The 6,362-nt window shown below is 62.3% G+C and carries 5 protein-coding genes and 1 pseudogene; all 6 read left to right on the forward strand.

Annotated elements, in window-relative coordinates:
- Window positions 1–95 precede the first annotated feature (95 nt).
- Entirely contained in the window at window positions 96–872 is a 777-nt protein-coding gene (locus tag AAG799_RS13060; RefSeq protein ID WP_341896554.1) for a class II aldolase/adducin family protein, read from the forward strand.
- A 31-nt stretch (window positions 873–903) separates the two neighbouring features.
- On the forward strand, window positions 904–2,466 hold the full coding sequence (locus AAG799_RS13065) for an ABC transporter substrate-binding protein (RefSeq protein WP_341896556.1): 1,563 nt from the start codon (window positions 904–906) through the stop codon (window positions 2,464–2,466).
- A gap of 86 nt (window positions 2,467–2,552) precedes the next feature.
- On the forward strand, window positions 2,553–3,524 hold the full coding sequence (locus AAG799_RS13070; RefSeq protein ID WP_341896558.1) for an ABC transporter permease: 972 nt from the start codon (window positions 2,553–2,555) through the stop codon (window positions 3,522–3,524).
- Complete coding sequence (locus AAG799_RS13075) at window positions 3,521–4,360, forward strand: ABC transporter permease (RefSeq protein WP_341896559.1); 840 nt, start codon at window positions 3,521–3,523, stop codon at window positions 4,358–4,360. The genes AAG799_RS13070 and AAG799_RS13075 overlap by 4 nt, the downstream gene beginning before the upstream one ends.
- Window positions 4,361–4,362: 2 nt before the next feature.
- Entirely contained in the window at window positions 4,363–5,967 is a 1,605-nt protein-coding gene (locus tag AAG799_RS13080; RefSeq protein ID WP_341896561.1) for an ABC transporter ATP-binding protein, read from the forward strand.
- A 2-nt stretch (window positions 5,968–5,969) separates the two neighbouring features.
- Window positions 5,970–6,362 (forward strand): annotated as a pseudogene (locus tag AAG799_RS13085) (glyoxylate/hydroxypyruvate reductase A); the annotation flags it as partial.

A 6,362-nucleotide genomic window follows, 5' to 3' on the forward strand; every position in this document is an offset into this window, starting at 1 on the left:
TCTATCCCACAAATTGTCGACTGTCGACACTTTTCGATTGCGAGTCATTTCAAGCACATGACAGTATGTCGCACCGTTTTCCGGAGGCGAGACTTATGACGGCATCCATTCGTGCGTTGAATAGCAGCCACGACCTGACCTGGCAGACCAAAGTCGATCTCGCGGCGGCCTATCGCCTGATTCATCGCCACGGTCTGGATGACAGCATCTACACACATATCTCGGCCCGCCTGCCCGGCGGCCATGACCGCTTCCTGATCAATCCCTACGGCATGCGGTTCGAGGAGGTGAAGGCCTCCAACCTCGTCACCGTCGATATCAACGGCAAGGTGATCGAGGATCCTCTGGGCCTGGACATCAATCCGGCCGGCTTCACCATTCACAGTGCCATTCACTCCGCGCGCCCCGATGTGGTCTGCGTGTTGCACACCCATACCGTGGCCGGTGTCGCCGTGTCCTGCCAACAGGATGGGCTGCTGCCGCTCAATCAGTGGTCAATGCAGTTCCATGGCCGCATCGCCTATCACACCTATGAGGGCATCGCGCTTGACCTGGATGAACGCCAGCGCCTGATCGCCGATCTGGGCGACAAGTCGGTGTTTATCCTACGCAACCACGGCCTGCTGACCTGTGGTCGGTCCGTATCGGAAGCTTTCAAGCTGATGTTCAACCTGGAGCGGTCCTGCCGCGCGCAGCTCGCCATCCAGTCGGCGGGCGCACCGGTCGTGCAGGCCCCGCCGGGCATTCCAGAAAAAACAGCCGGTCAATATGCCAAGGGCTATGACCGCGTAGAGGCCGGAAATGGCCCGGATATTGAATGGGAGGCTTTCAAGCGGATGTTGGAGCGTACCGATCCCGACTACTGCACCTGAACCACGACCATTGCCACAGAGGGGGTTTGCTGTGCTGAAGAAAAGCTTGCTAGGTCTACTGATTGCCACCGGTATTGCCACGTGCATTGCCGAAGGCGCCATGGCGCAAACACCGAAAGCCGGTGGCGTTGCCAATGTCATCATCCAGCCGGAACCGCCGGGCCTGATGCTGGCCATCACTCAGAACGGCCCGACCCAGATGGTGTCCGGCAATATCTATGACGGCCTGCTGCGTTATAGCCCGAAGCTGGAGCCCCTGCCGGGTCTCGCCGAAAGCTGGACCATCACCGATGAAGGCAAGACCTACACCTTCAAGCTGACCAAAGATGCCTCCTGGCATGATGGCAAGCCGTTTACGGCTGCCGACGTGCTGTTCACCGTCGAATTTATCAAGCAGACCAACCCGCGCGCGCGCGCCAATCTGGCGCAGGTCGAAAGCGTCACGGCGCCGGACCCCTATACCGTGGTGTTCAAGCTGAAGCAGGCTTTCGGCCCGTTCATCGGCATTTTCGAGGTCGGCTCAATGCCGATGGTGCCCAAGCACATCTATGACGGCATCGACTGGAAGACCGCGCCTGCGAACAACACGCCGATCGGCACCGGCCCCTACATGTTCAAGGAATGGCAGAAGGGCTCCTTCATCAAGCTGGTGAAGAACCCGAAGTATCACGTCAAGGGCAAGCCCTATCTGGATGAGATCTACTGGCACGTCATTCCTGATGCTGCCGCCCGCTCGGTTGCCTTTGAAACCGGCAAGGTCGATATCCTGCCCGGCGGCTCGGTCGAGAATTTCGACGTGCCGCGCCTGAGCAAGCTGAAAGACGTCTGCGTCACTGGTAAGGGCTGGGAATATTTCGGCCCGCTGGCCTGGATGTGGTTGAACAACCGCCAGGGCCCGACCGCGAACAAGCTGTTCCGTCAGGCCGTGATGTATGCCCTCGACCGCGACTTCGCCAAGAATGTGGTGTGGAACGGTCTGGGTGAAGTGGCTGTTGGCCCGATTTCGTCCTCGACCCGCTTCTTCGACAAAAGCCTGGCCAAGTACAAGTACGATCCGGCCAAGGCCAAGGCCCTGCTGAAGGAAGCCGGCTACAAGGGCGAGAAGGTGCGCTTCATGCCGTTGCCCTATGGCGAGACCTGGACCCGCTGGGGTGAGGCCGTGCGCCAGAACCTCCAGGATGTGGGCATCAATCTCGAAGTCGTCGCCACCGACGTGCCTGGCTACAACCAGAAGCTCGGCGAATGGGATTACGACATCGGCTTCAGCTATCTCTACCAGTATGGCGATCCGGCGCTCGGTGTCGGCCGCAGCTATGTCAGCACGAACATCGCCAAGGGTTCGCCGTTCAACAATGTTGAAGGCTACTCCAATCCGGAAGTCGACCGGCTGTTTGCTGAAGCCGCTGTCGCCTTCCCCGATTCCAAGCGCCAGGAACTCTACAATCAGGTCACCAAGATTCTGATCGACGAGGTTCCGGTTGCCTGGCTGCTGGAACTGGAATTCCCGACCATTACCAAGTGCAAGGTCAAGGATCTTGTCACCACCGGTATTGGCGTGAATGACGGCTTCCGCGACGCCTGGATCGACAAGTAAGCAGCGCGTTCCGCCTGCGACAGCATCGGCTGTCGCAGGCGGTTTTCTGCTTAATACAGCCTTCCCCGCTTTCCCAGATTGCCCTGATGCTGTCATTTGTCGCCCAGCGCCTTATCAAGGCGGTGATCGTCCTGCTGGCGATCGTCGTCCTCAACTTCTTCCTGATCCGCGCCGCACCCGGCGATCCGGCTACGGTGATGGCCGGTGAAGCCGGCGCCACCGACGAGCTGTTCGTCGCCCAGCTGCGCGAGAAGTTCGGCCTCGACCGGCCGATGCACGAACAGTTGTTTTTCTATGTGAAGGGTATCGTCACCTTCGATCTCGGGTTCTCCTTCCGCCAGCAGATGCCGGTCTCGAAGCTGATCCTCGACCGCCTGCCCGCCACCCTGCTGCTGACCGGCACCGCCTTCATGATCTCGCTTGGCATGGGCGTCCTGCTTGGCGGCATGGCGGCGCGTCGCGCCGGTCGCTGGACCGATACGCTGATCACGACATTTTCCATGGTGTTTTACGCCACGCCGCTGTTCTGGGTGTCGCTGATGGGCATCCTGCTCTTCTCGGTGACGCTCGACTGGCTGCCCAGCTTTGGCTACGAGACCGTCGGCGCCGGCTATACCGGCCTGCGTCATGTCAGTGATGTCGCCGCCCATCTGGTGTTGCCGGCATCGGCGCTTGGCCTGTTTTTCATGGCCACCTATACCCGCATGACCCGTGCGTCGATGCTGGAGGTTTCCCGCCTCGACTTCGTCAAGACGGCGCGCGCCAAGGGCCTGGGGGATCGCGTCATTCAGCGCCGTCATATACTGCGCAACGCTCTGCTGCCGGTGGTAACCCTGGCCGGCCTGCAGGCCGGCACGCTGGTTGGCGGTGCGGTCCTCACCGAGACCGTATTCGCCTGGCCCGGCATCGGCCGCCTGATGTATGACGCACTGATCCAGCGCGATTACAACCTGCTGCTCGGTGTCTTCGTCGTGTCCTCGGCCATGGTGCTGGCCTTCAACCTGATCACCGACCTGATCTATCGCCTGGTCGATCCGCGTATCGAGATGAACACATGAGCAGCTTCTGGAAAACCCTGCTGCGGCATCCCGGCGCGGTGATCGGCCTGGTCATCATGGCGGCTGTGCTGTTCATTGCGATTTGTGGCCCGCTGTTATTCCCCACCTCGCCCTGGCGCATGGTGCAACGGCCCTTCCTGGCGCCGATGGTGGTGCCCGGCTTCCCGTTCGGTACTGATGCGCTGGGGCGCGATGTCGCCGCCGGCCTGATCCATGGTGCGCGCGTGTCCCTGCTGGTCGGCCTGGTCTCGACGCTGGCTGCCCTGGCTATCGGCGTGCCGCTGGGTGCCATCGCCGGCTATGCCGGCGGCAAGGTGGACGACGCCCTGATGCGCTTCACTGAATTCTTCCAGACCGTGCCAAGCTTCGCGCTCGCCATTGTGCTGGTGGCAATCATGCAGCCTTCCATCGTTTCCATTGTTGCTGCGATTGCCATTGTCAGCTGGCCACCAGTGGCCAGACTGGTGCGCGGTGAAGTGTTGTCGCTGCGCAGCCGCGAATATGTTCAAGCTGCCATTGTCACCGGCCACAGCAATGGCTGGATCATCTGGCGCGAAATCCTGCCCAACACGCTGTCGCCGATCATCGTGCTGGCCTCGCTGATGATCGCCACCGCGATCTTGCTGGAATCCTCGCTATCCTTCCTTGGCCTTGGCGATCCGAATCTGATGTCCTGGGGTTATATGGTGGGCGCCGGCCGCACCGTGATCCGCCAGGCCTGGTGGATCACGGTGTTCCCCGGCATCGCCATCCTGCTGACCGTGCTGGCGCTCAACCTGATCGGCGAGGGCCTGAACGATGCGCTCAACCCGCGGCTTGCCAAGGAAGGCCGCTGAGCATGAACCCTCCTGTCATTGCCATAAAGAATCTGAAGCTGGCACTGCCCATCGGCGGCGATCGCGGCTTTGCCGTCGATGACGTCTCCTTCGACCTGGAAGCTGGGAAAATCCTTTGTGTGGTGGGCGAGTCCGGCTCGGGCAAATCGATGTGCGCCCATGCGCTGATGGGCCTGCTGCCGAAAGCCGTGAAGGCACAGGGCGGCGAAATCCTCTTCGAGGGCAAAAACCTGCTCGGACTGGATGAAGAGGCCTGGATGGCCCTGCGTGGCCGGCGCATCGCCATGATCTTCCAGGAGCCGATGACCGCGCTGAATCCGCTGATGCGGATCGGCGACCAGATGGCGGAAATGTTCGAGGCTCATGACCTGCTGACGCCGGCTGAACGGCGCCAGCGCGCGCTGGAGCTGGCGCGCGAGGTCGGCCTGCCTGATCCCGAGCGCATCATCCGCGCCTATCCGCACCAGCTGTCCGGCGGCCAGCGCCAGCGCGCGATGATCGCCATGGCGCTGGCTCTAGAACCATCTGTCCTGGTGGCCGATGAACCGACCACGGCGCTGGATGTCACCACCCAGGCCCAGATTCTGAAGCTGGTGCGTGACCTGCAACAGCGCCGCAACATGGCCGTGATGTTCATCACCCATGATTTCGGCGTGGTGGCCGAAATCGCCGACCGCGTCGTGGTGCTGCAGCATGGCAAGCTGGTTGAGCAGGGTGATGCCGACAGCGTGCTGCTGCGGCCACAACACCCCTATACGCAAACCCTGCTGGCCGCGGTCCCCACCATGGAACCGCCGGCGCGCCCGCCACTGGATGACCGCCGCAAGGCTGTCGAGGTCATCGGCCTGAACAAAACCTATGTGACCGCCAGCGGTTGGTTCCGCCCGGCCCGCCGCGTCGAGGCCGCGAAAGATGTCAGTTTCTCGATCCGCCAGGGCGAGACCCTCGGCCTGGTGGGGGAAAGCGGTTCGGGAAAATCCTCCGTGGCCCGCCTGGTGATGCAGCTGATCAAGGCCGATGGCGGCAGCATTCGGCTGGGCGATACCGATCTCACCCTGCTGCGCGACCGGGCGCTGCGCAATCAGCGCAAGCGCATCCAGATGGTGTTCCAGGATCCGTTTGCCTCGCTCAATCCGCGCCGCAAGGTCGGCCGGATCATTGCCGACGGCCCGATTGCCCATGGCGAGCCACCCGACCAGGCGCTGCAGCGGGCACGCGACCTGCTGCAGATGGTGGGACTGGATGCCGGCGCGATCGAACGCTACCCGCATGAATTCTCCGGTGGCCAGCGTCAGCGCATCGGCATCGCCCGCGCCCTGGCGCTCAACCCGGAAATCCTGGTTGCCGATGAAGCGGTCTCGGCGCTGGACGTTTCGGTGCAGGCGCAGGTACTGAAGCTGCTGGAAGACCTGAAATCGCGGCTTGGTCTGTCGATGCTGTTCATTACCCATGACCTGCGTGTAGCGGCCCAGATCTGCGACCGCATCGCCGTGATGCAGCGCGGCCAGATCGTGGAGCTGAAGCCGGCGGCAGCACTGTTTGCCGCCCCCGAGCACCCCTATACGCGAGAATTGCTGGCGGCCGTGCCCGGCCGGAAGACGGCCTGACCATGCGCTGCGCCGTCATCAGCCGGAAATTCGACCTGCGCGCCTATTACGGCAAGGCCCTGGCCCGGATCGCCGACCGCATCGAAAGCGTCGACCATCCGGTCACCGATGGCGCCGAAGCGGTGCGCATCGCCCTCGCCTGGCATCCTCATGCGGATGCCTTCGAACGCTATCCCAATCTGAGGGCGGTCTGCACCATCGGCGCTGGCGCCGACAACGTGCTGGCTTGCCCCAGCCTGCCATCGCATGTGCATGTCGTCCGGGTGGTCGATCCGGGCCAGGCGCAGATGATGGCCGGCTTTGTCACCTGGCATGTGATCTGGCACCAGCGCAAATTCGCCACCTTCATGCAGCATCAGCGCGACCGCATCTGGCAGCGTCTGGAACAGCGCCCG

The organism is Ferrovibrio terrae, from assembly GCF_943371255.1.
Lineage (GTDB): Bacteria > Pseudomonadota > Alphaproteobacteria > Ferrovibrionales > Ferrovibrionaceae > Ferrovibrio > Ferrovibrio terrae_B.